Source organism: Clostridium sp. CM037 (assembly GCF_055081095.1).
This window is the reverse complement of sequence record NZ_CM143650.1, coordinates 4,203,979-4,230,839: the sequence shown is the minus strand read 5'-3', so window position 1 is coordinate 4,230,839 and position 26,861 is coordinate 4,203,979. Positions and strand designations below refer to the sequence as shown.

Genomic DNA, 26,861 nt, shown 5'->3' with positions numbered 1-26,861 from the left:
AGTTATACTTAGCGGTTTTTATTTGTACGCCTGAAATTGGCGCTTACCTGTCGGTGAAAGTCCGATGCGGGGGTGATAGTACCAACCGTTAGATTAAGATAAGGGTGTCCACCGTGAGGTGGAATCTGGAGGAAGTCGGCAGCAAAACTCTGGATAGAAAATTGTAGGGGATATATCAATGCTGGATATACATGGGCAGTAGATATCGATATCTCTAAGGGGCAGTGCTCGCAAAGCGTAAATTCACAACGTTAAGCCAATTATTTACAGTTAAGCATTAATATTTGAATATTCCGAGTTAGAACTAATACACAATAGTTCTAACTCGAAAATATATATAGCATCGGTGTAAAGTATTGATATATCTAGGGTTTAATCACTAAATGATAAAGCTCTTATTTTTTTGCTCAAAATAAGTTAGCTAAAGTACAATTATAGTATTGATAATACTAACTAAGTGGGGGATAAAAATGGAAAATGATAAAAGGAAGGAAAATTGTAGATCCAATAAAAAGTAAAAGAGAAACCCAGGTAGTAAAAAATTATCTATCCGGAAAAATTTAAGAGATTATACTATAAACAAAAAGTTTTTCCTATAAATCAATCTATGAAAAAGCTATGACGGATATTATAAACTGCCAACATAAACAGCCCTATGCTAAATATTGGGGAAATGGCAGTACTTCGTCGTCAGATGGTGTAAGAGTTAAATCGGCAATTGAAGCTTTAAATGAATGCTATAACCCTCATTATGGCTTAGAGAAAGGTGTGACAATGTACTCAGCTGTAAGTGATCAGTATTTAAGATTTGGAATAGGTATTATAAATACAAATTCAAGAGATGCAATTCATATAGTTGATATAATTCTCAACTATAAAATAGAACTTGAGATTGAAGAACTAGAGTAAAGTAATTAGGAGCAGGCAGATTATTTAATAATCTGGCTGTATTCATAGTAACAGAAACTATTTATTTTTTATAAGTGTAATTGACTTTAACCTTAGGGGAAGGTTTATTATTGTATTTGAGGATAGATGAATATGAAAGGAGGATGAGTTGGATTTATGCTTTCAATTGGAGAGTTTTCGAAGATATGTCAAGTGTCCACCAAGACACTTAGGTATTATGCAGAGATTGGTCTAATTAATCCGGAAGAAATTAATCCAGAGAATGGATATCGATATTACTCTATAAAACAGTTAGAAACAATGCTTCTTATTAAGCGTTTAAAATCGTATGAAATTTCATTAGAAGAAATAAAAACCCTTTTACAATTAGAAAAAGATCAGTTTGAAGAAAAATTAATAGTGTTGTTGAATAAAAAGAAATATGATATTCAAGCAAAGGTAACAGCCTATGATATAATGCTGCAACAACTAAGTAATGATATACAAAATCTTCAAAAAGGTGAATCTGTATTTAGCAATATAAAAGATTTAGATATTATGCTTGTAGAAGTACCGGCTATGTATATTTTATCAATTCGTAAATTAGTAAGTATAGAAGAATGCAATTTAGGATATGACGTATTTTTTAATCAATTGTATAAAAGAATAGCAGAAGATGGTCTTACAATGATAGGTCCGCCAATGACAATATATCATAGTGAGGAATATTTATTTGAAAGGTATGATATTGAATTTGCAATTCCAATTAAAGAATATGTCACCGGTACAAAAGATTTTAATCCGGGATTGTGCATTAAAACCCGACTTAAAGGAGCCTATTCAGAAATTACTTCAGTATATGCAAAGCAACATGAATGGGTAGAACAAGAAAGATATTGTGTGGCAAAACCTCCATTTGATGTTTATGTAACAAATCCTCTGGAAACTGAGAGACCGAAAGATTTTATCACAGATGTGTATTTACCCGTGAAGAAGGTTTGATTAATGTGAGGAGGAAATAATGTGTTTAAAAAAGAATACTTTCATGGTGATCTAGAAGAATTAATAGCAAAGAAATATAAAAATATAGCAGGTATTGTTGTTGTGAAAGATAGCAACACGATTTATGAAAATTATTTCAATGGTTATAGAAGAGGAGATACAGTTCATGTTGCTTCGGTAACAAAAAGTGTATTATCTGCACTGATAGGAATTGCTATTGATAAAGGATTTATAGAGAGTGTAAACCAAAAGGTGCTGGATTTCTTTCCAGAGTATGATAGCACACTCGTAGATAGTAAAAAGCAAGAAATAACGATAAAACATCTTATTACAATGACAGCACCATATATTTATAAGCGAGAACCTTTTAAAGAATTATGTAGTAGTTCAGATTGGGCAAAATATGCGCTTGATTTATTAGGCGGAAAAGATGAGTGCGGTACATTCAAGTATTCTACAGCCGGAGCGCATTTATTATCTGTAATACTTACAAAAGCAACCGGAAAGACAGCAAGAGAATTTGCAAATGAATATTTATTTGAACCAATTGGAATGAAACAACCGCCAAATTATGAAATGACTACTGCTACCTATATGGATTTTATTAAGGGTAAGAATGTTTGTGGATGGGTATCTGATCCTAAGGGGAACAGTACCGGTGGTTGGGGAGTTACTTTATCAGCAGTTGATATGGCTCGATTTGGACAACTCTATTTGAATTATGGAAATTGGAATGATAAACAGATAATTTCAAGAGAATGGATTGGGGAATCTCTACAGGATAATTCAAATCATTATGGATATCTTTGGTGGCTATTTAAAGAAGATGAATTTGCGTATTGTGCTATTGGGGATGGAGGTAACGTGATTTGTTGCTTACCAGAAAGAAATATGGTAGTTGCTATTGCTTCTAAATTTATGATGCTACCAAAAGATAGAATGAAATTAATAAAAAATTATCTGCTGCCATTATTAGATAAAGAAAAAAGTATATAAGTATAATCTCCACGTCAAATTCCAATTTGTAGAGTTAATGTAACATAAGTTTAGATTCAGTTCTGTCGTATCTTTCTTATTTTATGTCATTCCATACCAGCCATAAAATAGTAGTCTGTTTTTGATTTATAGTTCATCAAAAATGGAGAGTAATATCTTGTAGCTGTTTTTTCACGAATCGTTTCAATACCCCATATATTTAGTCTATCAGAGTTTTGGAAGTCGAAATGGACTTACTTGTTTTGGAAAAGTTGGAATACTCGGAGTATTGATTGAGAAGCTATTTACTTTTATAAGTGGAATAGTTATTATGAAGAATCATGTAAATATATTAACATGACTATTAGTATAAATGATACTTACCCATGTGTATCAGGATGCGGAATATTGAATTATTTAGACTTATATGTAGAAATATGAATATAATCTAGCTAGAGTACCTATGTTGTGAAATTATACTCTTATTTATATGATAGAATACTCCTTGTCGTCACAAACGAGTGCACGATAAACTAAGTGTTGATAACTATTTAATATGTTTTCAAATGAAAATAAGTTTTAAAAAGTTGTTGACAAAACAAGAAATACCTAGTAATATAGTAGAAGTCGTCACATGATGACAAAGCAAATTGGTCTTTGAAAATTAAACAGAGAAATAGGTAAAGATAGCGAAATAATATTTCGTTAAACCAGTTAATTACTTTAGTATAAAGTAAAATTTAGTCGTAAGACTAAAAGTATGTAATGAGCTTGCGTAACAACTTAACAGTTGTCGCAGATTAATCATTTCAACTAAAAAAGTGTAAACTTTTAAATTGAGAGTTTGATCCTGGCTCAGGACGAACGCTGGCGGCGTGCCTAACACATGCAAGTCGAGCGATGAAACCTTTCGGGGTGGATTAGCGGCGGACGGGTGAGTAACACGTGGGTAACCTGCCTCAAAGAGGGGAATAGCCTCCCGAAAGGGAGATTAATACCGCATAATATGTTTTGGTCGCATGATCGAAACATCAAAGGATTTTTCTTCGGAAAATTCCACTTTGAGATGGACCCGCGGCGCATTAGCTAGTTGGTGAGGTAACGGCTCACCAAGGCGACGATGCGTAGCCGACCTGAGAGGGTGATCGGCCACATTGGAACTGAGACACGGTCCAGACTCCTACGGGAGGCAGCAGTGGGGAATATTGCGCAATGGGGGAAACCCTGACGCAGCAACGCCGCGTGAATGATGAAGGCCTTCGGGTTGTAAAGTTCTGTCTTCTGGGACGATAATGACGGTACCAGAGGAGGAAGCCACGGCTAACTACGTGCCAGCAGCCGCGGTAATACGTAGGTGGCAAGCGTTGTCCGGATTTACTGGGCGTAAAGGATGCGTAGGCGGACATTTAAGTCAGATGTGAAATACCCGAGCTTAACTTGGGTGCTGCATTTGAAACTGGGTGTCTAGAGTGCAGGAGAGGTAAGTGGAATTCCTAGTGTAGCGGTGAAATGCGTAGAGATTAGGAAGAACACCAGTGGCGAAGGCGACTTACTGGACTGTAACTGACGCTGAGGCATGAAAGCGTGGGGAGCAAACAGGATTAGATACCCTGGTAGTCCACGCCGTAAACGATGAATACTAGGTGTCGGGGGTCGAACCTCGGTGCCGCCGTTAACACATTAAGTATTCCGCCTGGGGAGTACGATCGCAAGATTAAAACTCAAAGGAATTGACGGGGGCCCGCACAAGCAGCGGAGCATGTGGTTTAATTCGAAGCAACGCGAAGAACCTTACCTAGACTTGACATCCCCTGCATAACCCAGAGATGGGCGAAGTCCTTCGGGACAGGGTGACAGGTGGTGCATGGTTGTCGTCAGCTCGTGTCGTGAGATGTTGGGTTAAGTCCCGCAACGAGCGCAACCCTTATCATTAGTTGCTACCATTAAGTTGAGCACTCTAGTGAGACTGCCCGGGTTAACCGGGAGGAAGGTGGGGATGACGTCAAATCATCATGCCCCTTATGTCTAGGGCTACACACGTGCTACAATGGTGAGTACAAAGAGATGCAAGACCGCAAGGTGGAGCCAAACTCAAAAACTCATCCCAGTTCGGATTGTAGGCTGCAACTCGCCTACATGAAGCCGGAGTTGCTAGTAATCGCGAATCAGCATGTCGCGGTGAATACGTTCCCGGGCCTTGTACACACCGCCCGTCACACCATGAGAGTTGGTAACACCCGAAGTCCGTGAGGTAACCGTAAGGAGCCAGCGGCCGAAGGTGGGATTGATGATTGGGGTGAAGTCGTAACAAGGTAGCCGTAGGAGAACCTGCGGCTGGATCACCTCCTTTCTAGGGAGTAGATGTATTGACTTCGGTCGATGCAATAGAAGAATATTAATTTGTTCTTCAAAAATATCTATTGTAATTAATCGTACCTAGTTCTCTGTTTAATTTTGAGAGACTAATTTTATCTAACTCTTAGGAGTTAGATAATGAATAGTTTTTCTTAAAATGTTCTTTGAAAATTGCACAGTGAAAAAAGTTGTTTTAAAAAAATTAAAACTACGCAAGTAGTTTATAAATTAATTTAATACAATTTCGCAAAATTAATATAACCGTCTATGTAAATAGACAGAATCAAGGTCAAGCTACAAAGGGCGCATGGCGAATGCCTTGGCACTAGGAGCCGAAGAAGGACGCGTTAAGCTGCGATAAGCTTTGGGTAGGCGCAAATAGCCTGTGATCCAAAGATTTCCGAATGGGGGAACCCACATAGTAACAACTATGTACTGCATACTGAATAAATAGGTATGCAGAGGTAGACCCGGGGAACTGAAACATCTAAGTACCCGGAGGAAGAGAAAGAAACATCGATTTCCTAAGTAGCGGCGAGCGAAAGGGAAAGAGCCCAAACCCAGGTCTTTGATCTGGGGGTTGAGGATAGATCATAAATACTGCAATTCCTTAATTGAAGATAGCTGGAAAGCTGCTCCGCAGAAGGTAATAGGCCTGTAAATGAAAAGGAAAAACAGTCAGATCTAATCCAGAGTACCACGAGACACGTGAAACCTTGTGGGAAGCTGGGAGGACCACCTCCCAAGGCTAAATACTACCTAGTGACCGATAGTGAAGAAGTACCGTGAGGGAAAGGTGAAAAGAACCCCGGAAGGGGAGTGAAATAGAACCTGAAACCGTGTGCCTACAACCGGTCGAAGCACTTTATATGTGTGACGGCGTGCTTTTTGTAGAACGAGCCAACGAGTTACGATATGTAGCAAGGTTAAGTACTTAAGGTACGGAGCCGAAGGGAAACCAAGTCTGAATAGGGCGTTGTGAACGCAAGTTCACGAAGTTGCATGTCGTAGACCCGAAACCGGGTGACCTATCCATGGCCAGGATGAAGCGGAAGTAAAATTCCGTGGAGGTCCGAACCACGTTGGTGTTGAAAAACCATGGGATGAGCTGTGGATAGCGGAGAAATTCCAATCGAACTCGGAGATAGCTGGTTCTCCTCGAAATAGCTTTAGGGCTAGCGTCGATTAATTGAGTAATGGAGGTAGAGCACTGAATGGGCTAGGGGCTGACAACAGTTACTGAACCCTATCAAACTCCGAATGCCATATACTTTTATTTCGGCAGTCAGACTGCGAATGATAAGATCCGTAGTCAAAAGGGAAACAGCCCAGACCATCAGCTAAGGTCCCAAAGTGTAAGTTAAGTGGAAAAGGATGTGGGATTTCTAAGACAACTAGGATGTTGGCTCAGAAGCAGCCACTCATTTAAAGAGTGCGTAATAGCTCACTAGTCAAGAGATCCTGCGCCGAAGATGTCCGGGGCTAAAACTTACCACCGAAGCTATGGGTGTACACAATTGTGTACGCGGTAGAGGAGCTTTCTGTACTGGCTGAAGTCATACCGTAAGGAGTGGTGGACGGTACAGAAGTGAGAATGTTGGCATGAGTAGCGAGAGTTAAGTGAGAATCTTAACGGTCGAAAACCTAAGGTTTCCTGAGGAAGGCTCGTCCTCTCAGGGTTAGTCGGGACCTAAGCCGAGGCCGAAAGGCGTAGGTGATGGACAATCGGTTGATATTCCGATACCACCAATGGACGTTATTAGAAATGGGATGACGCAGGAGGATAAGATGTGCACACTATTGGATGTGTGTCTAAGCATTTAGGCGGAGCAAGCAGGCAAATCCGTTTGCTCTTAACGCTGAGATGTGATGGGGAAGGGAATTTATTCCTGAAGTATCTGATTCCACGCTGCCAAGAAAAGTCTCTATCGAGGATATTGGTGCCCGTACCGCAAACCGACACAGGTAGGTGAGGAGAGAATCCTAAGACCATCGGAAGAATTGTTGTTAAGGAACTCGGCAAATTGACCCCGTAACTTCGGGAGAAGGGGTGCCTACGTAAGTAGGTCGCAGAGAATAGGCCCAAGCAACTGTTTAGCAAAAACACAGGTCTCTGCTAAAGCGAAAGCTGATGTATAGGGGCTGACGCCTGCCCGGTGCTGGAAGGTTAAGGGGATTACTTAGCGCAAGCGAAGGTATGAACTTAAGCCCCAGTAAACGGCGGCCGTAACTATAACGGTCCTAAGGTAGCGAAATTCCTTGTCGGGTAAGTTCCGACCCGCACGAATGGCGTAATGATTTGGGCACTGTCTCAACAACACATCCGGCGAAATTGTAGTGCAAGTGAAGATGCTTGCTACCCGCGATTGGACGGAAAGACCCCGTAGAGCTTTACTGTAGCTTAGCATTGAATTTCGGTATTGTCTGTACAGGATAGGTGGGAGACTGAGAAACATGGGCGTCAGCCTGTGTGGAGTCATCCTTGGGATACCACCCTGACAGTACTGAGGTTCTAACTGGAGGCCATGAATCTGGTCACAGGACATTGTTAGGTGGGCAGTTTGACTGGGGCGGTCGCCTCCAAAAAAGTAACGGAGGCGCCCAAAGGTTCCCTCAGCGCGGTTGGAAATCGCGCGAAGAGTGCAAAGGCAGAAGGGAGCCTGACTGCGACACTTACAAGTGGAGCAGGGACGAAAGTCGGGCTTAGTGATCCGGTGGTACCTCGTGGGAGGGCCATCGCTCAACGGATAAAAGCTACCTCGGGGATAACAGGCTGATCTCCCCCAAGAGTCCACATCGACGGGGAGGTTTGGCACCTCGATGTCGGCTCGTCGCATCCTGGGGCTGAAGTAGGTCCCAAGGGTTGGGCTGTTCGCCCATTAAAGCGGCACGCGAGCTGGGTTCAGAACGTCGTGAGACAGTTCGGTCCCTATCCGTCGCGGGCGTAGGAAATTTGAAGGGAGCTGTCCTTAGTACGAGAGGACCGGGATGGACAAACCTCTGGTGCACCAGTTGTCACGCCAGTGGCATCGCTGGGTAGCTATGTTTGGAAGGGATAAACGCTGAAAGCATCTAAGCGTGAAGCCCACCCTGAGATGAGATTTCCCATAACTCGCACGTAAGTGCGATGTTAGTAAGACTCCTGGAAGACCACCAGGTTGATAGGTTAGAGGTGTAAGCATGGTAACATGTTCAGCTGACTAATACTAATAAGTCGAGGGCTTGACCTAAATATATAATTAAAAGTAATGCGATATACTTCTTTCGTAAGAAAGAAGCGAGGCTTTGAGCGTGAGCGAAAAGACTAATTCACTGTGCAATTTTCAGAGAATATTTATATTCTCAATCTGGTGATTATGGCATGAAGGTAACACCCGTTCCCATACCGAACACGAAGGTTAAGCTTCAATGCGCCGATGGTACTGCAGGGGTGACCTTGTGGAAGAGTAGGTTGTCGCCAGGTAAGAAAAAACCGCTAAGTTATACTTAGCGGTTTTTAATTTGGTTAAAAAACTGAATTTATATTCGACTAAATTAAAATTTACATACTGTACTTAAAACTTTACCTATGCTATCATGAATTACTAAATTTGCTTGTTTGTCGTAAGGGGTAGAAGACTTGTTAATAAGAATTAAATTATTTCCTCTGAAATATTTTATAAGATTTGCAGCGGGATATACCACAAGAGAAGTGCCACCCACAATTAGTGTATCAGCAATACTTATCGATTTAATAGAGCTGTTTAAGACAGACATATCTAAACTTTCGTCATAAAGAACTACATCTGGTTTAATAATACCACCACAGACATTACAGTTAGGAACTATGGTTTTACTATTTAACACATAATCTAAGTTAAAAAATTTATTGCATTTCATACAGTAATTTTTACGTATAGATCCATGAAGTTCGTATACAGTTTTGGATCCTGCCATTTGATGCAAACCATCAATATTTTGAGTGATTATAGCTTTTAATTTATTCTTTTCTTCTAGGGTAGATAATGCAATATGCGCATCATTGGGAATTGCATCTTCAAAAATCATGTTGGATTTATAAAATTTAAAAAAGTCCTCGGTATGATTTATAAAAAAAGAATGACTTAAAATAACTTCAGGAGGAAATTTGAAATCAGTTTCTATATTATATAGACCCTTTGCAGAACGGAAATCAGGAATACAACTTTCTGTAGATACGCCTGCACCTCCAAAAAAAACTATACTAGCAGTGTTTTTTATAATTGTTTTTAATAATCCATAGCACATAAGCTCAACTCCTTAACTATAGTATAACAGTCTAAAAAAGTTAGTTGTTGTTAATAAGAAAATAAAATATAATAGGAACTTCAAAATCTACAAATATAGTTAAAAAACTATATACTTATCCTAGTGTATCAATATGTGATATTATTAGAATTAATAGTGAATAGTGGAGAAAAATGAGAATAAATTGAATATATGAGCCATAATTCAAATATACGATTATTTTGTTGTGTTAAAATAATTCTTGTCGTCGAAAGAAAGTGATGATGTCGGGTTTGAGGATGTTAACATATAAAAAAGTGTTGACAAAATCAAAACTAAACAGTAAAATAGTAGAAGTCGTCACATGACGGTAGATACGAATAACAAATTGGTCTTTGAAAATTAAACAGAGAAATAGGTAAAGATAGCGAAATAATATTTCGTTAAACCAGTTAATTACTTTAGTATAAAGTAAAATTTAGTCGTAAGACTAAAAGTATGTAATGAGCTTGCGTAACAACTTAACAGTTGTCGCAGATTAATCATTTCAACTAAAAAAGTGTAAACTTTTAAATTGAGAGTTTGATCCTGGCTCAGGACGAACGCTGGCGGCGTGCCTAACACATGCAAGTCGAGCGATGAAACCTTTCGGGGTGGATTAGCGGCGGACGGGTGAGTAACACGTGGGTAACCTGCCTCAAAGAGGGGAATAGCCTCCCGAAAGGGAGATTAATACCGCATAATATGTTTTGGTCGCATGATCGAAACATCAAAGGATTTTTCTTCGGAAAATTCCACTTTGAGATGGACCCGCGGCGCATTAGCTAGTTGGTGAGGTAACGGCTCACCAAGGCGACGATGCGTAGCCGACCTGAGAGGGTGATCGGCCACATTGGAACTGAGACACGGTCCAGACTCCTACGGGAGGCAGCAGTGGGGAATATTGCGCAATGGGGGAAACCCTGACGCAGCAACGCCGCGTGAATGATGAAGGCCTTCGGGTTGTAAAGTTCTGTCTTCTGGGACGATAATGACGGTACCAGAGGAGGAAGCCACGGCTAACTACGTGCCAGCAGCCGCGGTAATACGTAGGTGGCAAGCGTTGTCCGGATTTACTGGGCGTAAAGGATGCGTAGGCGGACATTTAAGTCAGATGTGAAATACCCGAGCTTAACTTGGGTGCTGCATTTGAAACTGGGTGTCTAGAGTGCAGGAGAGGTAAGTGGAATTCCTAGTGTAGCGGTGAAATGCGTAGAGATTAGGAAGAACACCAGTGGCGAAGGCGACTTACTGGACTGTAACTGACGCTGAGGCATGAAAGCGTGGGGAGCAAACAGGATTAGATACCCTGGTAGTCCACGCCGTAAACGATGAATACTAGGTGTCGGGGGTCGAACCTCGGTGCCGCCGTTAACACATTAAGTATTCCGCCTGGGGAGTACGATCGCAAGATTAAAACTCAAAGGAATTGACGGGGGCCCGCACAAGCAGCGGAGCATGTGGTTTAATTCGAAGCAACGCGAAGAACCTTACCTAGACTTGACATCCCCTGCATAACCCAGAGATGGGCGAAGTCCTTCGGGACAGGGTGACAGGTGGTGCATGGTTGTCGTCAGCTCGTGTCGTGAGATGTTGGGTTAAGTCCCGCAACGAGCGCAACCCTTATCATTAGTTGCTACCATTAAGTTGAGCACTCTAGTGAGACTGCCCGGGTTAACCGGGAGGAAGGTGGGGATGACGTCAAATCATCATGCCCCTTATGTCTAGGGCTACACACGTGCTACAATGGTGAGTACAAAGAGATGCAAGACCGCAAGGTGGAGCCAAACTCAAAAACTCATCCCAGTTCGGATTGTAGGCTGCAACTCGCCTACATGAAGCCGGAGTTGCTAGTAATCGCGAATCAGCATGTCGCGGTGAATACGTTCCCGGGCCTTGTACACACCGCCCGTCACACCATGAGAGTTGGTAACACCCGAAGTCCGTGAGGTAACCGTAAGGAGCCAGCGGCCGAAGGTGGGATTGATGATTGGGGTGAAGTCGTAACAAGGTAGCCGTAGGAGAACCTGCGGCTGGATCACCTCCTTTCTAGGGAGTAGATGTATTGACTTCGGTCGATGCAATAGAAGAATATTAATTTGTTCTTCAAAAATATCTATTGTAATTAATCGTACCTAGTTCTCTGTTTAATTTTGAGAGACTAATTTTATCTAACTCTTAGGAGTTAGATAATGAATAGTTTTTCTTAAAATGTTCTTTGAAAATTGCACAGTGAAAAAAGTTGTTTTAAAAAAATTAAAACTACGCAAGTAGTTTATAAATTAATTTAATACAATTTCGCAAAATTAATATAACCGTCTATGTAAATAGACAGAATCAAGGTCAAGCTACAAAGGGCGCATGGCGAATGCCTTGGCACTAGGAGCCGAAGAAGGACGCGTTAAGCTGCGATAAGCTTTGGGTAGGCGCAAATAGCCTGTGATCCAAAGATTTCCGAATGGGGGAACCCACATAGTAACAACTATGTACTGCATACTGAATAAATAGGTATGCAGAGGTAGACCCGGGGAACTGAAACATCTAAGTACCCGGAGGAAGAGAAAGAAACATCGATTTCCTAAGTAGCGGCGAGCGAAAGGGAAAGAGCCCAAACCCAGGTCTTTGATCTGGGGGTTGAGGATAGATCATAAATACTGCAATTCCTTAATTGAAGATAGCTGGAAAGCTGCTCCGCAGAAGGTAATAGGCCTGTAAATGAAAAGGAAAAACAGTCAGATCTAATCCAGAGTACCACGAGACACGTGAAACCTTGTGGGAAGCTGGGAGGACCACCTCCCAAGGCTAAATACTACCTAGTGACCGATAGTGAAGAAGTACCGTGAGGGAAAGGTGAAAAGAACCCCGGAAGGGGAGTGAAATAGAACCTGAAACCGTGTGCCTACAACCGGTCGAAGCACTTTATATGTGTGACGGCGTGCTTTTTGTAGAACGAGCCAACGAGTTACGATATGTAGCAAGGTTAAGTACTTAAGGTACGGAGCCGAAGGGAAACCAAGTCTGAATAGGGCGTTGTGAACGCAAGTTCACGAAGTTGCATGTCGTAGACCCGAAACCGGGTGACCTATCCATGGCCAGGATGAAGCGGAAGTAAAATTCCGTGGAGGTCCGAACCACGTTGGTGTTGAAAAACCATGGGATGAGCTGTGGATAGCGGAGAAATTCCAATCGAACTCGGAGATAGCTGGTTCTCCTCGAAATAGCTTTAGGGCTAGCGTCGATTAATTGAGTAATGGAGGTAGAGCACTGAATGGGCTAGGGGCTGACAACAGTTACTGAACCCTATCAAACTCCGAATGCCATATACTTTTATTTCGGCAGTCAGACTGCGAATGATAAGATCCGTAGTCAAAAGGGAAACAGCCCAGACCATCAGCTAAGGTCCCAAAGTGTAAGTTAAGTGGAAAAGGATGTGGGATTTCTAAGACAACTAGGATGTTGGCTCAGAAGCAGCCACTCATTTAAAGAGTGCGTAATAGCTCACTAGTCAAGAGATCCTGCGCCGAAGATGTCCGGGGCTAAAACTTACCACCGAAGCTATGGGTGTACACAATTGTGTACGCGGTAGAGGAGCTTTCTGTACTGGCTGAAGTCATACCGTAAGGAGTGGTGGACGGTACAGAAGTGAGAATGTTGGCATGAGTAGCGAGAGTTAAGTGAGAATCTTAACGGTCGAAAACCTAAGGTTTCCTGAGGAAGGCTCGTCCTCTCAGGGTTAGTCGGGACCTAAGCCGAGGCCGAAAGGCGTAGGTGATGGACAATCGGTTGATATTCCGATACCACCAATGGACGTTATTAGAAATGGGATGACGCAGGAGGATAAGATGTGCACACTATTGGATGTGTGTCTAAGCATTTAGGCGGAGCAAGCAGGCAAATCCGTTTGCTCTTAACGCTGAGATGTGATGGGGAAGGGAATTTATTCCTGAAGTATCTGATTCCACGCTGCCAAGAAAAGTCTCTATCGAGGATATTGGTGCCCGTACCGCAAACCGACACAGGTAGGTGAGGAGAGAATCCTAAGACCATCGGAAGAATTGTTGTTAAGGAACTCGGCAAATTGACCCCGTAACTTCGGGAGAAGGGGTGCCTACGTAAGTAGGTCGCAGAGAATAGGCCCAAGCAACTGTTTAGCAAAAACACAGGTCTCTGCTAAAGCGAAAGCTGATGTATAGGGGCTGACGCCTGCCCGGTGCTGGAAGGTTAAGGGGATTACTTAGCGCAAGCGAAGGTATGAACTTAAGCCCCAGTAAACGGCGGCCGTAACTATAACGGTCCTAAGGTAGCGAAATTCCTTGTCGGGTAAGTTCCGACCCGCACGAATGGCGTAATGATTTGGGCACTGTCTCAACAACACATCCGGCGAAATTGTAGTGCAAGTGAAGATGCTTGCTACCCGCGATTGGACGGAAAGACCCCGTAGAGCTTTACTGTAGCTTAGCATTGAATTTCGGTATTGTCTGTACAGGATAGGTGGGAGACTGAGAAACATGGGCGTCAGCCTGTGTGGAGTCATCCTTGGGATACCACCCTGACAGTACTGAGGTTCTAACTGGAGGCCATGAATCTGGTCACAGGACATTGTTAGGTGGGCAGTTTGACTGGGGCGGTCGCCTCCAAAAAAGTAACGGAGGCGCCCAAAGGTTCCCTCAGCGCGGTTGGAAATCGCGCGAAGAGTGCAAAGGCAGAAGGGAGCCTGACTGCGACACTTACAAGTGGAGCAGGGACGAAAGTCGGGCTTAGTGATCCGGTGGTACCTCGTGGGAGGGCCATCGCTCAACGGATAAAAGCTACCTCGGGGATAACAGGCTGATCTCCCCCAAGAGTCCACATCGACGGGGAGGTTTGGCACCTCGATGTCGGCTCGTCGCATCCTGGGGCTGAAGTAGGTCCCAAGGGTTGGGCTGTTCGCCCATTAAAGCGGCACGCGAGCTGGGTTCAGAACGTCGTGAGACAGTTCGGTCCCTATCCGTCGCGGGCGTAGGAAATTTGAAGGGAGCTGTCCTTAGTACGAGAGGACCGGGATGGACAAACCTCTGGTGCACCAGTTGTCACGCCAGTGGCATCGCTGGGTAGCTATGTTTGGAAGGGATAAACGCTGAAAGCATCTAAGCGTGAAGCCCACCCTGAGATGAGATTTCCCATAACTCGCACGTAAGTGCGGTGTTAGTAAGACTCCTGGAAGACCACCAGGTTGATAGGTTAGAGGTGTAAGCATGGTAACATGTTCAGCTGACTAATACTAATAAGTCGAGGGCTTGACCTAAATAATTAGAAATAACGCGAAGCTTCGGACGTAAGGAAGAAGACTAATTCACTGTGCAATTTTCAGAGAATATTTATATTCTCAATCTGGTGATTATGGCATGAAGGTAACACCCGTTCCCATACCGAACACGAAGGTTAAGCTTCAATGCGCCGATGGTACTGCAGGGGTGACCTTGTGGAAGAGTAGGTTGTCGCCAGGTAATGTGGCTGGATAGCTCAGTCGGTAGAGCAGAGGACTGAAAATCCTCGTGTCCCTGGTTCGATTCCTGGTCTAGCCACCAAGTTATGGCGCTATAGCCAAGCGGTAAGGTCAAGGTCTGCAAAACCTTTATTCCCCGGTTCAAATCCGGGTGGCGCCTCCAAAACACTTTGTAAATATTACAAAGTGTTTTTTTTGTGGTGTGCCCAGCAGGCTTGTGGAGCCAATAGGCTGAAAAGGGTCTATCTAACCTAACTAACGGAGGGTTGTACAATAAATATTTGAACCTAATTACACGATGTCTACCTACTTCATTATTTGTTATAGTAAATGGTAAAGTTTTGCTTATTTTAGATATGCTCAGTTAATTTTTTAGTGGATATAAATAAATAAAATATCTATAACTTTTATTTAAATTAAGAAATATAGCGAAAAAGCTAGAAATACCTATATTGATACATATGGATTAGTATAAATAACATATATGGGCATATATTATGGTATACGCACTATAGGGAGCTTAGTACAAGTAGATTAATATATGAAATGCTAGTATAATCACATATGTTGGTCACAAAACTATTTATATCTAGTATTTTTAATTGATTTAGGGGGTCTGGCTTTTATGTATAAAGAGATGGTTCAAAGAAAAAAGTTTCCAGCTATAGTATTGTTATTTATTACATTAATTGTATTTATATGCTTATCAGACGTATTCACTAAAGTAAGTATAGGCAGAATAAATATTAAGACGTTTGTAACTATGTTCTTTAATACACTAATGATTGCTCTTTGCTATATGGAGTTTTCAAAATGTAAGGTTAAGTATAAGTATTCAATCGTAGCAGATCAATTCATTATCCATAAGATAAAAGGTGAAGAGGTTAAAATACTAGAAGATATTAAATTAAAGGATATAGATTATATTGGTAAATATAAAAACTACAGTGCAGGTGTTCATATTAGTAGCAGTAAAAAGTATATTTGTTCTACGTTTATTGGGAGTAAGTTTTGTTGTATATATAAAGTAGGAGATAACTTTAAAAAATTTTATTTTGAGCCTAGTGATGGGTTTATGAATAAAATTAAATTACTAAAAGAAAAAGCATATTTTAAAAATAAATAATAGATATATATAAGAAGTATAATTGAGTTATGATTATACTTCTTTTTTATATGTGCCAGGCAGGGAATTAACTAGGTTGTGAAAGTCCACTGTGTGGGTCTGTAGTTGCCGATCACTAGCTGAAGACAAGGTATCAACTGTGAGGTGTGAGCTGAAGGAGGCCCTAGGTAGGGTTCCAACCTAAGGAATACGAATATTTAATGGATAATACTGTATTATTTGTAGAAAAAGAAACTATTTATTAAAGTAAAGGGTGAGAAAACAAAGGTAGACCGAGTATGGAAATTAAGTTTCTTGAGCTTTCATTTTATAGGTCCAAAGATTAAGTTAGGGTGTAGAATACATCCAAAATCTATTGCCAAGATGAGAAAGGGCTATTGGAGAAGCTCCAACAGCCCAATTATGAGTCGCTCATTAACAAAAGATACTTTAAAGAAACGTTTTAATTGCATATTATTTTAATTCAAGTCCAATTTCTTTTAATAACTCTTCTTTCTCAATAATATCGAGGCCTGTTAAGGCAAGAGCTTCTGCAGCTTTTATCATATTATTCTTACAAAAATCTGTTTGAGTTTCTAGAGCAAATGCAGGTGAGGGGCAACTCAACGAGGAATCTTCTGTAATAGATATGGATGGATATATGCATGGAGTAATATGACTTATAGAACCTATTCCCAGACCATATAGAGTATTTTTACAACAAGCAATATTGATGATGCCGCATTCTTTTAAGTTGTGTGTAAATATTCTTGATAAAGATTTATTAGTCAAAAGCTCTTGTGAAGGCAATTCAAATATGCTTATTTCTCCGGTTATATTCATTATTTGAGATAGTGATTGAATAAAGGTTACAATAGTTTTTTCTAGAGATTTAGCTTCTTTTAGGCTAGGAGCTTTTAAATAAAATTTGGCCTCTGATTCAGAAAATTCATTAATGCGTGAAGAGGCATTTTCTATAGAAATGCTATCAATAAAATACCTGTTGTGCAATCCTTTTAATAATTGACTTAATGTATTAAGTATAAATAAATAGGAATCCAAAGATGAAAGGTTACTAAGAGCTTCATTGTTATTATTAATAGTTTGGGTACATTTAAGTTTAAGTGGAATTGTAGCCATGGAGGTGCCGCTTTCCGCATTGCTTGTATCACAGTGAGGAGCAATAATAACATCCATATCATCAAAATATTTTTCCTTTGCTAAAGCTAATTCTGCGCCATTTGTGTACTCGCCTGGACATCCTAATAGAAGTACACTCCCACCGCTTTTAGATATTACTTTTGATAATCCTAATGCTGCCGCAATAGAAATGCTAGCATTCACGTTATTACCAAAAATATGACCTACATTTTCAGTAGATGTGTATTTGCATATATAGCATATCTTAGGGTGGCCATTTCCATATTGAGCATAAAAAGAAGTAGGAATATTACAATAATTTTCTTGTATTTCAAAATCATGAGCTTTTAACATATTTATTATGTAAGAATAACCTTTATACTCTTTATAACTCGTTTCTGGATTAGTATAAAGATAATTTGATAAATTGTGGATATCTTCTTTTATACTGCTTATATAACTTATAATTTCTTGTTTCATAGCCTTCGCTCCTTTCAAAATGTTCATACCTATTAACACATTTAGTATAACCAAAGGTACATAAATATATTGATAATAATAAATAATATTTTATAAGTTTAAATAATAATTTTATATAGCTATTTATGGCATAAAATGTAGATAAATATATTTTAAATTATTAAGTGGACAAAATAAGAAACCGTACTTAGTTGAATAAAATATAGTATAAGAGGCTATACTGTAGGTAATTTTTAATTAGCAAGTTTAAGGGGGAAATTATGAAAAAAGAAAAATGTATTATATGTAGAAAGCCTCTAAATGATGGTATAATAATAAATGGAAGAGGGATTTGCAATAATTGCGAAGGAAGAATTATAGAATCAAAGGCTAATACTGATTTTTATGAATATTACAAGAACTGTATAAGAAAGACTTTGGTGCAGTTTATACCAAGAGGAGTGACTAAGGATTGTCAAGATTACCACTTGTAGATGGAGTGTTAAAATATATAAAAGAAAAAAATGTTTCCTTTTGTATGCCAGGGCATAAGGGAGGGCTTGGTTTTTTTAAAACGATAAGAGGCAAGGAGCTTTACGAAAATTTTATAAAGGGAGATATTACTGAGGTCGATGGACTAGATAATCTCCACCATGCAGAAGGAATAATAAAAGAGTCTCAACAGTTATTGAGTGAATACTATGGAAGTATTAAATCTTATTTTCTAGTGAATGGTAGTACTAGTGGGAACTTAGCTATGATTTTTTCATCCTTCAATGAGGGTGACAAAATCATTGTAGAGAGAAATTGTCATCGCTCGATATTTAATGCCATTATTATGAGAAAACTAAAGCCAGTATATATTAAAAATGAAATTCATCCCAAATATGATGTTCCTTTTCCTTTAGATAAGGAGCATTTTTCCACTTTAATTAATGAAAATAAAGATGCTAAAGGGATTATTGTTACCTACCCTAATTATTATGGTATATGCTTTGATTTATCATACATTACTGAAATTGCTAGAAAATATAATATTAAGGTATTAGTAGATGCCGCTCATGGTGCGCATTTTGGTGCCAATAAGTTATTACCCGAAAACCCTTTGAAAATGGGAGTTAATATGGTAGTTATGAGTGCGCATAAAACTCTACCTAGCCTAACGCAAACAGCTTTTTTACATGTAGGGAAAGGCACGGATATCAGTAAGGTAGATTTCTATGCAAGTGCCTTTTTAAGTACAAGTCCATCTTATATGCTTTTGTGTTCTATGGATTATGCAAGATTTTATCTTCAAGAGTGTGGTGAAAATGATTATGAAGAGTTAATTAAAATATGTAAATTTAATAGAGAGAGAATCAATAGATTAGGCAAATTTCACATTATAGGTGAGGAAGATTTATTAGTTGTATCAGAGAATTCCACTAAATATGATAATAAGTATACTATGGATTTAACTAGATATATATTAAATGTACCTAAGGGGTATAGTGGACATAAGTTATTAGAATATTTAAGAATAAACAATATTCAAGCTGAAATGAGTGATAGTAGAAATGTAGTTTTAATATTTTCACCCTTTAATAATCAGCAGGATTTTGAAGTGTTATACATAGCCCTGAAAAACTGTGATATGAACAATTTAAAGGGGAAATATGTAGAATTAATAGATTATGGTATGCCAATGCCAATTATGTACCCATATGAAGTAATGGATAGAGAAAAAACTATGGTAGAGTTAAAAAATTCACAGGGGAAAATAAGTGCAGTAGCAATAGTTCCATATCCACCAGGAATACCTATTGTAATGCCTGGAGAAAGACTAGATGAGGATACTATAGCTGTTATAGAATATTACTTGCAATGCAATGTAACAGTACTTGGAATTAATGATGGGAAAGTAGCAACAGTAGAAAAATAGACTATTAATATTGGTGGAGGGGATTGAATGGAAAGAGGGCGTCTAATAGCACTAGAAGGCCCAGATGGTTCAGGGAAAACTACTCAAATACAATTACTAGAAAAGCATCTAAAAGAATTGGGATTTGAAGTAGTAAGAACTAGGGAACCGGGTGGCACAGAAATTAGTGAGAAAATCAGAGAAATAATATTGGATAATGATAATTGTAATATGAGTTATATGTGCGAGGCATTACTCTATGCTGCGTCTAGGGCTCAACTAGTTAGCGAGGTTATAAAGCCAGCCTTAGACATGGGTAAGATAGTTATATGCGACCGTTTTGTATATTCTTCAATGGTGTATCAAGGCATTGGCCGCGGACTCGGATTGGAAAGAATAAAGAGCATGAATGAAGCCGCTTTAGATGGATTAGAAGCAGATTTAATATTTATGATTACTATCCCATATGAAGAAGGATTAAATCGAAAAAAAATGCAAAAGACTTTAGATCGTTTAGAAAATGGCGGGAATGAATTTCATAAAAAAGTTTTTGAAGGTTACTTAGAAATTTGTAGGAAATATGGTAAAATAGAAGTAATAGATGGTAATAGGAATGTAGATGAAATACATAAAGATATAATAAACAGAATAAAAAAAATAAAATTATAAAAAGGGTGGGGTTAAATGAAATTAGTTATTGCAATAGTACAAGATGATGATGCAAATGATTTAATTAAGGAAATAACAGACAAGGGTTTTAGGGTTACAAAATTAGCTACAACCGGAGGGTTTTTGAAATCAGGCAATACAACATTACTAATGGGTGTTGATAAAGAAAAGGTAGATGAAGTTTTAGCCATTATCGAGGAAGTATGTAAGGAAAGAAAGCAAATAATATCATCACCTTCACCTGTAGCTGGTTCTACTGGAGTATATATGCCATTCCCTATTGAAGTGGAGGTAGGTGGAGCAAATGTATTTGTAGTTGACGTAGACAAGTACATAAAGGTATAACTAATTAGAAGCAAGTATATATAAATCTATACTTGCTTCTATGTATGGAGGATCAAAATGAATTTTGAGAGCATAATAGGTCATAATAGTATAAAAAATCAAATAAGTAAATCTATAGAATCGGATAGGTTATCACATGCTCACCTTTTAGTTGGAGAGGATGGAATAGGCAAAAGTATAGTAGCTAAGAATATAGGGTTAAAGGTTTTAGGAAAAAATCAAGATAGACAATATGTTGATTTGGTAGAATGGAGAATAGAAAAAAACAAAAGTACTATAGGGGTTAATTCTATAAGAGCTTTAATTGAAGAAATTAACAAAAAACCTTATGAAGGTGATAGGAAAGTTATTATTATTTACAATGCCCATAAAATGACGGTGCAAGCTCAAAATGCTTTTTTAAAAACAATCGAAGAGCCACCTAAAAACGTGATTATACTTTTATTATGTGAAAATCTTGAAGTTATATTGGACACAATAAAATCAAGATGCCAAATACATAAACTAAAGAATTTAAACGTAGATGAGATGGAAGAGTTTTTAAAAATAAATTATTATGATTTATCTTTAGAGGAGATAAGGGTTGTTATAGCTTTTAGTGATGGAATACCAGGAAAAGCTGAAAAGTTTATTCAAGATAATAATTTCAAGGATATTAGAAATATTACCTTGGAAATATTGCTTAATCTTAATAAAGTTGGAACTGAAGAGCTAATTAAATATGAAAAAAAATTATCTAATCAAAAAGAAAATTTTGAAGAAATATTAACTGCATTTCTTTCGTATATTAGGGATACCATAATATATAAAGAAATTGAAGAAGAAGATTTAATTCTTAACATAGATAAGTTATTAAGTATAAAAGAATTGGCTAATATATTTTCATTTATTAAATTAAATGGTATTATAAGCATAATAAATGATACTAGGGAGAATTTAGTTAGGAACGTTAACCCGGGGTTGACGTTTGAAGTAATGCTATTTAAAATGCAGGAGGTTTAACGACATTTCAGAAGGAAAGGTTCCCACTTATATAAGTGGGAGTTACCTACCTTAGCAAAAATAAAACTTCAGTGGTAGTTAAATCCCCTTCTGAAGTCGTTAATATGCAGCTGCGAAGGAGATGATTTAACATGGTTACAGTAATAGGAGTACGATTTAAAAAAGCTGGTAAAATATATTATTTTAGTCCAAATGGTATAGATATTCAAAAGGAAAATAAGGTTATTGTTGAAACCGTAAGAGGGATAGAATTCGGAGAATGTGTTATTGGCATAAAGGAAATACGAGAAGATGATATAGTATCTCCCCTTAAATGCGTTATCAGAAAGGCTACAGATGGAGATGCAGAAAAAGACTTAGAAAATAAAAGAAAAGAAAAGGAAGCCTATGAAGTATGCTTAGATAAGATACATAAACATGAACTAGATATGAAACTCATAGATGTAGAGTATACTTTTGATAATAATAAAGTTATATTTTACTTTACAGCAGATGGAAGAGTGGATTTTCGTGAATTAGTAAAGGACTTAGCGGCGGTATTTAGAACCAGAATAGAACTTAGACAAATAGGAGTTAGGGATGAAGCAAAAATGATAGGTGGGCTTGGACCGTGTGGTAGACCTATGTGTTGTTCAACTTTTTTGGGCGAATTTGCACCAGTGTCTATAAAAATGGCTAAAGAGCAAAATTTATCATTAAATCCTACAAAAATTTCAGGTATTTGTGGTAGACTTATGTGCTGTTTAAACTATGAGCAGGACACATATGAAAGAATAAGAAAAACTTTACCTACTTTAGGATCCATAGTAGACACACCTTATGGTAGAGCAGAAGTTATTGGGAATAGTGTTGTAAAAGAAACTGTGAAAATTAAGATAAAACTTAATGGGAGCGATGAAGAAATAGTAGAGGTTAAAATCGAAGACTTAACATTAATTTCTGGAAGATATGAAGATTCTGTTATCGTGGAGAATATTAAATTGGAGTTAGATGGAAATGAGGAAGATTCATATGTTGTAAAAGAACTATTTAAAGATAACTAGGGGGGGGGAAGATGAAGTCGGTTATAAAAGTATACAATATGAATACTTCGGAGGATATTAGTAACATTAATGTAGCAATATCTAATAATCAAGGGGTAGTTGCTTGCCAAATAAATAGTGTAAGCAAAGAAATAGAAATAATATATGATGATTATTTTGTTTCATTGGATAATTTAATTGAGGCAATTGAGGTAGTCGGGTATACAGTTATATAAAGAAATCAGAGAAACTTTCTCTGGTTTCTTTTCTTTGTTTTTTGCTATGTTAAAAAGTAAAGTATAAATGGATTCATATGAATACGCATTTTAGAATTGGAGATAATAATTTTGAAGGGAGGCTTAAAATATGAAAAAATTAGCAGTGCAAAAGGGATTAAACCCAATTAAGGATTACTTGAGTGACGAGGGATATACAGTCAAAGAGTTTGATAATAGAAAAAAAAATGCAGGTAATTTTTTTAATAAATATGATGCTGTTATTGTCACGGGCGAGAATCAAGATATTATGGGTATAGAGAATACTATATCAAAAACTTCAATTATTAATGCAACTGGAATGACGGGTGAAGAAGTTAAGATGCAAATAGAAAAAAAATAGTATTTAACAAAAAGTAATATATTGGGATATAGAGGCTGTTAACTTACATTCAAAGGTTAACAGCCTATTTTTCTGTTGAAATACATTTAAAATATACTGATAATTTTTGCAAAAATATAAATTAGTTTTAAACAACAATAAAATAATTTGGAGGTATGAGAATTTTAAATTAAGTCAATAATTTAAATGTAAATCATTGACTAATAAATATGAAAGGGGTTTTAAATATGAGTATGAAAAAAGGAATAATTAGTATATCTACGATTGCTGTAGTAATGTTAGGAGTGTTTTTTTCTATGAAGTTCATTGGAGGAAGAGAAAATGTTGCTAATGTAAAATTACAAGATGATAGTATAGTGCAAAGCAATAAAATAATACCTACAGATAATAATGAGACGGTAACAAATAAAAATACTCAAGGGGAAAGCACTAATGAAATGGATGCTGCTTATATAAATGACAAAACTAACGTTGGAATGTATACTGTTAAAGAAAATGACACAGTGTTTAGTATAGTAAAAACGTATACACCTAGTCAGGACAAAAGCAAAATGGTTGAATTTATTAAAAGTAGGAATGGTATAAATGAATCTTACAAAATTGCAGCGGGTCAGAAAATAGTAATTCCTTATGAAAAAGCAATTAAAGATTCAACTGCTGTAGTTGAAAAAGCTAAAACAGATAAAACAGCTAAAACAGCTAAAACAGCTGTAGTTAAAAAATCTAAAACTGGTGACTACACTGTTAAAAGCAAAGATACATTAACTTCAATCGCCAAAAATAATATGACTTCATATAATGTGAAAAAAGCGATAGAAATGTTAAAAGAAACAAATAAAATTACAAATGAGGATGCTATAAAAGAAGGCACAATTATTAATATTCCAAAATAATAGCTATAAAAAAGAAGTGTAATTTTGAGTCTCTCAAAATACACTTCTTTATTTATAGTGCAAGTAATTGATGCATTAAATCATCTCCTGTGGAGTTACACAGCTTCGAAAAAAATGAATTAACGACGGTAAAGTTGAAACAAATATTAGTTTGTTAAATCCTAAGTATTTGCATTTTACTACTTTCAGCAAAAATAAAGTCACCATCCAAAGTTAGTAAAAAGTCTATATTATTGTACTCCGCAGTAGCTATGTGGAAAGCATCATTTACAGATAATAGGTTTTCACACATGAATTTTTTAACTAGAGATATACACTCTTCAGGAATGTTAAGATATTTTATATTTATAATTTTTTCTAGTTCTGAAATTATTTCTACGGACTTATTGTAATAGATATTCAATAAATCTCTTTTTATAGAATTTTTAGAAATATTATCAAAATACCTTTTATATGGAATATGAATAAGTCTGTCTTTTTTCTTTTCCTTTAATATTTTTGTATCATGACGGCTAAAGCTATTTGCTATAGATCTAATGTTGACGGCTGAGTTATAGGGTCTATTATTGCTTATTTTACATTGGATGTCACTAATGAACAATTTATAAAGTATTTTATTTAAAACTTCTGCAGAGATGATACTGGTAGTGTAAAACTCACAACTTCCTTCAGAAAGTTGCTTTAAGCATGATAAACAATCACTATGCTTAATATCATCATCATATATTAAGCTGAGCAAGAAGGATGCATCTAATAAAACAGAATTCTTATTGAAAACTATATTTTTAAAAGGATATAATATTAATTGCATTTTTAACCTCATTATAATCGATTATTATATAATTAATGTATATTCAACAATGGTTACTAATAGTAGTTTTATAATAAATTAGATTGGTGATAAATAAAATAAAATATATTTATTATTTTATAATCTGTATTCTCTTGATTTAGCAACAAAAATTGAGGTATACTTCTGTTGTTGTTATGTATAAAGTAAATATAGATTTCATAGAAAGGAGATACATAATGGGGTTTTTAGGAGATGATGAAACTTTAGATGATCTTAATTTAAAGGGAATTCATGTTATTCAAAAAAAACATGCTTTCCGGTTTGGGGTGGATGCAGTATTACTTGCTAATTTTGCTAAAATAAGAAGAAATGCTAAAGTTGTTGATTTATGTACTGGTACAGGAATAATTCCTTTCATATTAGCAGGTAAAACATATGCAAGTAATCTAATTGGTGTGGAAATTCAAAAGGAATTTGTTGATATGGCGAATCGATCTGCACGATATAATAATTTAGAACATAAAATTAAATTTATAAATGGAGACTTAAAGGATATAGAGCTCATTAAAAGCATTCCCAAGGCAGAAATTGTTACAGTTAATCCACCTTATAAACTTCAAAATTCAGGATTAATAAGTTTAGATGATAAGAATGCTATAGCAAGACATGAGATTTGTTGCACATTAGAAGATGTAATTATTGCATGTAGAGCTTTGTTGAAGGATAATGGACGGATGTATATGGTACATAGGCCTGATAGATTAGTTGATATTTTATGCGCTATGAGAAAACATAGAATTGAGCCTAAACGTATAAGAATGGTGCATCCTAGTGTAAATAAGGCGCCTAACATTGTACTCATCGAGGGACAAAGAGATGGAGGAACCTTTTTAAAATGGGAGCCCCCTCTTTATGTTCACACTGAGGATGGTGGGTATACTCAGGAAATTGCTGATATGTATAATTCAAATACAATAGAATATTAAATAATTTAAAGGTAGAGCCAATTAATGCAAATATTAAAGTAAAGGGTGATAAGAATGTCAGGAAAATTATACTTAGTTCCAACCCCTATAGGCAATTTAAAGGATATAACGCTCAGAGCATTAGAAGTGTTACAAAATGTAGATATAATAGCGGCAGAAGATACGAGGCAAAGCTTAAAATTACTAAATCATTTTAATATAAAAAAGCCACTTATAAGCTATCATCAACATAATGAACAAGGAAAAAGTCAAAATATAATTGAGCAGATAAAAGAAGGTAAAAATATAGCTATAATTAGCGACGCGGGATCGCCGGGAATATCAGATCCGGGAAGCGTAATAGTTTTAAAGTGTATAGAACAGAACATAGAATTCGTAGTGCTTCCTGGTGCCACTGCAATTACTACTGCACTTGTATATTCAGGACTTGATACTACAAAATTCATATTTAGAGGATTTTTACCTAGGGAAAATAAAGATAGAAAGCCTATTATTGATGATTTAATAAATAGGAGTGAAACTTTAATTTTCTATGAGGCTCCTCACAGACTCTTAAAAACTTTAGAATTTTTATATGAAAGTATTGGAAACAGAAAAATATCAATGTGCAGGGAACTTACAAAATTATATGAAGAGATAATTAGGTTGAGTTTAGAAGAAGCTGTGGAATATTATAAACAAAACGCCCCAAGAGGAGAATATGTATTAGTAGTTGAAGGTAAGAGTAAGGAAGATATAGATAAAGATGAAAGAGCTAAATGGGATTTACTAACTATAGAAGAACATATACAAAAACATATGGATGAGGGAATAAATAAAAAAGATGCAATGAAAAAAGTTGCAAAAGATAGAAATATGCCTAAATCAGAAGTATACAAGCATTCATTGGAAATTTAACCTATGTTCCCAATGAATACTTGCGCAAAATAGTGTTATAATA

The 26,861-nt window shown here is 37.2% G+C and carries 18 protein-coding genes, 2 tRNA genes and 6 rRNA genes; 23 read left to right on the top strand and 3 right to left on the bottom strand.

Annotation, left to right across the window (positions count from 1 at the left end):
• The first annotated feature begins 603 nt into the window (after nt 1-603).
• From ACWJKP_RS20220 to rrf (ACWJKP_RS20195), 6 genes are all read left to right on the top strand, one after another.
• A complete protein-coding gene (locus tag ACWJKP_RS20220; RefSeq protein ID WP_224579132.1) occupies nt 604-909 on the top strand; it encodes a transposase in 306 nt (101 codons plus the stop codon).
• A 156-nt stretch (nt 910-1,065) separates the two neighbouring features.
• On the top strand, nt 1,066-1,890 hold the full coding sequence (locus ACWJKP_RS20215; protein WP_165415005.1) for a MerR family transcriptional regulator: 825 nt from the start codon (nt 1,066-1,068) through the stop codon (nt 1,888-1,890).
• A 21-nt stretch (nt 1,891-1,911) separates the two neighbouring features.
• On the top strand, nt 1,912-2,886 hold the full coding sequence (locus ACWJKP_RS20210) for a serine hydrolase domain-containing protein (RefSeq protein ID WP_165415006.1): 975 nt from the start codon (nt 1,912-1,914) through the stop codon (nt 2,884-2,886).
• 811 nt (nt 2,887-3,697) lie between these two features.
• A 16S ribosomal RNA gene (locus tag ACWJKP_RS20205) occupies nt 3,698-5,215 on the top strand.
• 292 nt (nt 5,216-5,507) lie between these two features.
• A 23S ribosomal RNA gene (locus tag ACWJKP_RS20200) occupies nt 5,508-8,450 on the top strand.
• Between the two features lie 116 nt (nt 8,451-8,566).
• A 5S ribosomal RNA gene (gene rrf, locus ACWJKP_RS20195) occupies nt 8,567-8,683 on the top strand.
• A gap of 71 nt (nt 8,684-8,754) precedes the next feature.
• Here the strand turns inward: rrf (ACWJKP_RS20195) and ACWJKP_RS20190 are convergent.
• On the bottom strand, nt 8,755-9,486 hold the full coding sequence (locus ACWJKP_RS20190; RefSeq protein ID WP_165415062.1) for an NAD-dependent protein deacylase: 732 nt from the start codon (nt 9,484-9,486) through the stop codon (nt 8,755-8,757).
• Between the two features lie 549 nt (nt 9,487-10,035).
• On the opposite strand from ACWJKP_RS20190, the gene ACWJKP_RS20185 reads away from it, so the two are divergent.
• The 6 genes from ACWJKP_RS20185 (at nt 10,036) to ACWJKP_RS20160 (ending at nt 16,115) form a co-directional block, all read left to right on the top strand.
• A 16S ribosomal RNA gene (locus ACWJKP_RS20185) occupies nt 10,036-11,553 on the top strand.
• 292 nt (nt 11,554-11,845) lie between these two features.
• Nucleotides 11,846-14,788 (top strand): 23S ribosomal RNA (locus ACWJKP_RS20180).
• A gap of 85 nt (nt 14,789-14,873) precedes the next feature.
• Nucleotides 14,874-14,990 (top strand): 5S ribosomal RNA (gene rrf / locus ACWJKP_RS20175).
• Together the 16S, 23S and 5S rRNA genes with 2 tRNA genes alongside form the textbook arrangement of a ribosomal RNA operon.
• Before the next feature lie 5 nt (nt 14,991-14,995).
• Nucleotides 14,996-15,071 (top strand) — tRNA-Phe (locus ACWJKP_RS20170).
• 6 nt (nt 15,072-15,077) lie between these two features.
• Nucleotides 15,078-15,152: transfer RNA gene (locus tag ACWJKP_RS20165), tRNA-Cys, on the top strand.
• Between the two features lie 462 nt (nt 15,153-15,614).
• Complete coding sequence (locus tag ACWJKP_RS20160) at nt 15,615-16,115, top strand: hypothetical protein (RefSeq protein ID WP_165414588.1); 501 nt, start codon at nt 15,615-15,617, stop codon at nt 16,113-16,115.
• A 453-nt stretch (nt 16,116-16,568) separates the two neighbouring features.
• Here the strand turns inward: ACWJKP_RS20160 and ACWJKP_RS20155 are convergent, their stop codons facing one another.
• Nucleotides 16,569-17,714, bottom strand: a complete 1,146-nt coding sequence (locus tag ACWJKP_RS20155; protein WP_165414587.1) for a M20 family metallopeptidase — start codon at nt 17,712-17,714, stop codon at nt 16,569-16,571.
• Between the two features lie 260 nt (nt 17,715-17,974).
• Between ACWJKP_RS20155 and ACWJKP_RS20150 the strand changes: the two genes are divergently transcribed.
• The 9 genes from ACWJKP_RS20150 (at nt 17,975) to ACWJKP_RS20110 (ending at nt 24,142) form a co-directional block, all read left to right on the top strand.
• Nucleotides 17,975-18,187 (top strand): sigma factor G inhibitor Gin, encoded by a 213-nt coding sequence (locus ACWJKP_RS20150; protein ID WP_165414586.1) that lies wholly within the window; start codon nt 17,975-17,977, stop codon nt 18,185-18,187.
• Complete coding sequence (locus ACWJKP_RS20145) at nt 18,166-19,614, top strand: aminotransferase class I/II-fold pyridoxal phosphate-dependent enzyme (RefSeq protein ID WP_165414585.1); 1,449 nt, start codon at nt 18,166-18,168, stop codon at nt 19,612-19,614. Before ACWJKP_RS20150 ends, ACWJKP_RS20145 begins: the two co-directional genes overlap by 22 nt.
• Before the next feature lie 27 nt (nt 19,615-19,641).
• Entirely contained in the window at nt 19,642-20,262 is a 621-nt protein-coding gene (tmk, locus tag ACWJKP_RS20140) for a dTMP kinase (RefSeq protein ID WP_165414584.1), read from the top strand.
• A gap of 15 nt (nt 20,263-20,277) precedes the next feature.
• Entirely contained in the window at nt 20,278-20,607 is a 330-nt protein-coding gene (locus ACWJKP_RS20135; RefSeq protein ID WP_165414583.1) for a cyclic-di-AMP receptor, read from the top strand.
• A 57-nt stretch (nt 20,608-20,664) separates the two neighbouring features.
• Complete coding sequence (locus ACWJKP_RS20130; protein ID WP_165414582.1) at nt 20,665-21,609, top strand: DNA polymerase III subunit delta'; 945 nt, start codon at nt 20,665-20,667, stop codon at nt 21,607-21,609.
• 131 nt (nt 21,610-21,740) lie between these two features.
• Entirely contained in the window at nt 21,741-22,652 is a 912-nt protein-coding gene (locus ACWJKP_RS20125; RefSeq protein WP_165414581.1) for a PSP1 domain-containing protein, read from the top strand.
• Between the two features lie 11 nt (nt 22,653-22,663).
• Complete coding sequence (locus ACWJKP_RS20120; protein ID WP_165414580.1) at nt 22,664-22,867, top strand: heavy-metal-associated domain-containing protein; 204 nt, start codon at nt 22,664-22,666, stop codon at nt 22,865-22,867.
• A gap of 130 nt (nt 22,868-22,997) precedes the next feature.
• The gene (locus ACWJKP_RS20115; RefSeq protein ID WP_165414579.1) at nt 22,998-23,249 is read left to right on the top strand and encodes a YkuS family protein; all 252 of its coding nucleotides are present in this window, start codon (nt 22,998-23,000) and stop codon (nt 23,247-23,249) included.
• Nucleotides 23,250-23,476: 227 nt separating this feature from the next.
• A complete protein-coding gene (locus ACWJKP_RS20110) occupies nt 23,477-24,142 on the top strand; it encodes a LysM peptidoglycan-binding domain-containing protein (RefSeq protein WP_220286927.1) in 666 nt (221 codons plus the stop codon).
• Between the two features lie 154 nt (nt 24,143-24,296).
• Here the strand turns inward: ACWJKP_RS20110 and ACWJKP_RS20105 are convergent, their stop codons facing one another.
• Complete coding sequence (locus ACWJKP_RS20105; protein ID WP_165414577.1) at nt 24,297-24,953, bottom strand: PIN domain-containing protein; 657 nt, start codon at nt 24,951-24,953, stop codon at nt 24,297-24,299.
• Nucleotides 24,954-25,171: 218 nt separating this feature from the next.
• Between ACWJKP_RS20105 and ACWJKP_RS20100 the strand changes: the two genes are divergently transcribed.
• Both ACWJKP_RS20100 and rsmI read left to right on the top strand, forming a co-directional pair.
• A complete protein-coding gene (locus ACWJKP_RS20100) occupies nt 25,172-25,921 on the top strand; it encodes a tRNA1(Val) (adenine(37)-N6)-methyltransferase (RefSeq protein WP_165414576.1) in 750 nt (249 codons plus the stop codon).
• A 54-nt stretch (nt 25,922-25,975) separates the two neighbouring features.
• The gene (gene rsmI / locus ACWJKP_RS20095; protein WP_165414575.1) at nt 25,976-26,818 is read left to right on the top strand and encodes a 16S rRNA (cytidine(1402)-2'-O)-methyltransferase; all 843 of its coding nucleotides are present in this window, start codon (nt 25,976-25,978) and stop codon (nt 26,816-26,818) included.
• Nucleotides 26,819-26,861: the final 43 nt, after the last annotated feature.

Bases quoted from the DNA above. Each gene is read 5' to 3' on its own strand.
- tmk (WP_165414584.1), top strand. From the start codon at position 19,642: ATGGAAAGAGGGCGTCTAATAGCACTAGAAGGCCCAGATGGTTCAGGG.
- ACWJKP_RS20120 (WP_165414580.1), top strand. From the start codon at position 22,664: ATGAAGTCGGTTATAAAAGTATACAATATGAATACTTCGGAGGATATT.
- ACWJKP_RS20150 (WP_165414586.1), top strand. From the start codon at position 17,975: ATGAAAAAAGAAAAATGTATTATATGTAGAAAGCCTCTAAATGATGGT.
- rsmI (WP_165414575.1), top strand. From the start codon at position 25,976: ATGTCAGGAAAATTATACTTAGTTCCAACCCCTATAGGCAATTTAAAG.
- ACWJKP_RS20155 (WP_165414587.1), bottom strand. From the start codon at position 17,714: ATGAAACAAGAAATTATAAGTTATATAAGCAGTATAAAAGAAGATATC.
- ACWJKP_RS20110 (WP_220286927.1), top strand. From the start codon at position 23,477: ATGAGTATGAAAAAAGGAATAATTAGTATATCTACGATTGCTGTAGTA.
- ACWJKP_RS20105 (WP_165414577.1), bottom strand. From the start codon at position 24,953: ATGCAATTAATATTATATCCTTTTAAAAATATAGTTTTCAATAAGAAT.
- ACWJKP_RS20135 (WP_165414583.1), top strand. From the start codon at position 20,278: ATGAAATTAGTTATTGCAATAGTACAAGATGATGATGCAAATGATTTA.
- ACWJKP_RS20125 (WP_165414581.1), top strand. From the start codon at position 21,741: ATGGTTACAGTAATAGGAGTACGATTTAAAAAAGCTGGTAAAATATAT.
- ACWJKP_RS20190 (WP_165415062.1), bottom strand. From the start codon at position 9,486: ATGTGCTATGGATTATTAAAAACAATTATAAAAAACACTGCTAGTATA.
- ACWJKP_RS20215 (WP_165415005.1), top strand. From the start codon at position 1,066: ATGCTTTCAATTGGAGAGTTTTCGAAGATATGTCAAGTGTCCACCAAG.
- ACWJKP_RS20130 (WP_165414582.1), top strand. From the start codon at position 20,665: ATGAATTTTGAGAGCATAATAGGTCATAATAGTATAAAAAATCAAATA.
- ACWJKP_RS20160 (WP_165414588.1), top strand. From the start codon at position 15,615: ATGTATAAAGAGATGGTTCAAAGAAAAAAGTTTCCAGCTATAGTATTG.
- ACWJKP_RS20115 (WP_165414579.1), top strand. From the start codon at position 22,998: ATGAAAAAATTAGCAGTGCAAAAGGGATTAAACCCAATTAAGGATTAC.
- ACWJKP_RS20100 (WP_165414576.1), top strand. From the start codon at position 25,172: ATGGGGTTTTTAGGAGATGATGAAACTTTAGATGATCTTAATTTAAAG.